The sequence below is a fragment of the Parvibaculum sp. genome (assembly GCF_049672805.1).
GTDB lineage: Bacteria > Pseudomonadota > Alphaproteobacteria > Parvibaculales > Parvibaculaceae > Parvibaculum.
The window spans coordinates 1-2,367 of the sequence record NZ_JBATWS010000356.1; the positions used below are offsets into that span (position 1 = coordinate 1).

Annotated in this window: 3 protein-coding genes; 2 read left to right on the top strand and 1 reads right to left on the bottom strand. The window is 60.8% G+C overall.

The window, feature by feature from the left end; genetic code table 11:
- Nucleotides 1-14 precede the first annotated feature (14 nt).
- The gene (locus WBF74_RS11175; protein ID WP_424439631.1) at nucleotides 15-962 is read left to right on the top strand and encodes a type II secretion system F family protein; all 948 of its coding nucleotides are present in this window, start codon (nucleotides 15-17) and stop codon (nucleotides 960-962) included.
- A gap of 75 nt (nucleotides 963-1,037) precedes the next feature.
- On the opposite strand, the gene WBF74_RS11180 is transcribed toward WBF74_RS11175, so the two are convergent.
- Nucleotides 1,038-1,985 (bottom strand): tetratricopeptide repeat protein, encoded by a 948-nt coding sequence (locus tag WBF74_RS11180; RefSeq protein ID WP_424439625.1) that lies wholly within the window; start codon nucleotides 1,983-1,985, stop codon nucleotides 1,038-1,040.
- Between the two features lie 145 nt (nucleotides 1,986-2,130).
- On the opposite strand from WBF74_RS11180, the gene WBF74_RS11185 reads away from it, so the two are divergent.
- On the top strand, nucleotides 2,131-2,367 hold a 237-nt coding region (locus WBF74_RS11185), incomplete at its 3' end, for a hypothetical protein (protein ID WP_424439628.1).

The window sequence follows — 2,367 nt, forward strand, 5'->3', positions numbered from 1 at the left end:
AGTTCACGCAAAGCATGTTCAACATCCAGAATGCCGTCATGGTGCTGACGGCGCTGGCTGCCTTTGCGACGATCATCACACTCGCGCTTCCGCTTCTTGCGTCTGACAAGCTTTCCACACGCATGAAATATGTCTCCACCGAGCGTGAGGCGATGCGTGCCCGCGCCCGCGAGGCATTGGCCCAGGAAAAGACACGGCTTCGCCACACGCCCAAGGGCTTTGTGAAGGAAGTGGTGGACCGCTTCGCAAGCGGCCGGATGCTGGAAAATGCGGAGATCCGCGACAAGCTGCGGCAGGCGGGTTTTCGTGGCCCCGGCCCGATCTATACGTTCATCTTCTTTCGCTTTGTCATGCCGCCGGTTCTGTTTGTGCTGACATTGCTCTATCTCGCCTTCCTCAATGATTTCGGCCTGCCGCCCATGGCGCGCTTTGCGGCCTCTTGCGGTGCGGCCTTTATCGGCTTCTATCTGCCGAACGTCTTCGTGCAGAACGTGATCGCGCGCCGGCAGGATTCGATCAAGAAGGCATTCCCGGATGCACTCGACCTGCTGCTGATCTGCGTTGAATCCGGCATGTCGATCGAGGCGGCCTTCCAGAAAGTGGCGGCGGAAGTCGGCAGCCAGTCCGTGGAACTCGCAGAAGAACTCGCGCTCACCACGGCAGAGCTTTCCTATCTGCAGGAACGGCGCATGGCCTATGAAAATCTTGCGCGCCGTACGGGCCTTCCCGGCGTGAAGGCGGTGGCAACAAGTCTTATTCAGGCAGAACGCTACGGCACGCCACTTGGTCAGGCCCTGCGCGTCATGGCACAGGAAAACCGTGACATCCGTATGGCCGAAGCCGAGAAGAAGGCAGCCGGCCTGCCGCCCAAGCTCACCGTGCCGATGATCGTCTTTTTCCTGCCCGTCCTTTTCGGCGTCATTCTCGGCCCCGCCATCATCAAGACGCTTGCCGAACTCTGACGCGAACATCTCTCACGCAGAAAAAGGGCGCCGCGATGAAATCGGGCGCCCCTCTGTCTGATGAAGGATTAAGGCTTACTCGATCGAACTGCGTGTATCGGAGGGCAGGGTGGAAACCTTGTCTTCCGCGGGTCTGGCTTTCGCAGGCGCAGGGCTCGCTGCGGCAGGTGTGCGGTCCAGCTCTTCCATCTGCTTCCAGAGCGCCGGTTGCGAGAGCATGGCGCGCAGATAGGCCATATTGTCATCGGCAACCTTGGGCGGAAGATCGGTGCGCGCAAGGCGCTCCGCCTCATCGAAATTGCCCTTGAGGCCAAGCACGATGGCAAGGTTTTGCCGCGCATAGGCATCAGCCGATGTATTGGCAACCGCGCGGCGCAGCGTCTTCTCCGCCATGTCGAGATCGCCTGTCAGCGCATGGGAAAGGCCGAGATTGGTGAGCACGGAGGGGTTATCCGGCGAAAGCTCAAGCGCGCGGTCATATTGCACCTTGGCCTCGTCATAGCGGCCCATCTGGTCGAGCGCCACGCCAAGGGCGGAAAGGATCGTCCAGTCACGCGGCATCTTTTGAGCCGCAGCGGTGAGCATGGCGCTTGCCTGATCGGGCCTGCCGCTTGCCGTCAGCGCCTTGCCATATTCGGCCATTACATCCGCATGGTCCGGATGGAGTACCTGGCTGCGCTGCATCACATTGAGCGCCTGCTGGATGGAACCGATCTGGCGCAGCGCGCGTGAATAGCTGACTGCAATTTCCGGGTCATTGCCGTTGCGCTCGTAAAGCGCACCCCAATAGGCGGCAGCGGCCACATAATCCTGTGTCTTGGTGCTTTCAATTGCCGCTTCGCGCAGCGCAGGCTCGCTCACCTGTGCTTCTGCGGCACTCTTTGTGTCATGCTGGGCGCTGCCGGTATCCGTCGAGGCGCAACCCGAAAGGGCGAGGATCGAGCAGAGGCTCGTGGCGGCGAGCCAGGCTGTCTTGCTCTTGTGAGGCGAAGAAGGCGCGCTTTTGCGAATGAAAAGGCTCATGATCTTGGTCCCGGTTCGTGAAACGGGATAGGCCCGTGGGCAGGCGGACCTTTCTCGATGGCTGATCTTGCGGGAGAGCCGTCAAGAAAAGATTAATTATAAGAGTGGTGGGAAACCGCAGATTCTCGAGGAGGCCGGAAGGCATATGGAGTTGGACAGGCTGATCGGTCAGGCCCGGAAGGCAGCCCTCGCGGTGCGGGAGGCGGCCTCGCGTCTCAGCGCCAATATGGTGTTGGCGGGGCTTGGCGTTCTGGCGGCCTTTGCGCTCGCTCTCTTCATCTATCTGCGCCCGCCCGTGAGCCTTGAGGAGCCGCCCGAAGCCGTCACCTTCTTCCAGATCGGCACGGGCAGCCCTGGTGACGAATATTTCGCGGTGGGAGAG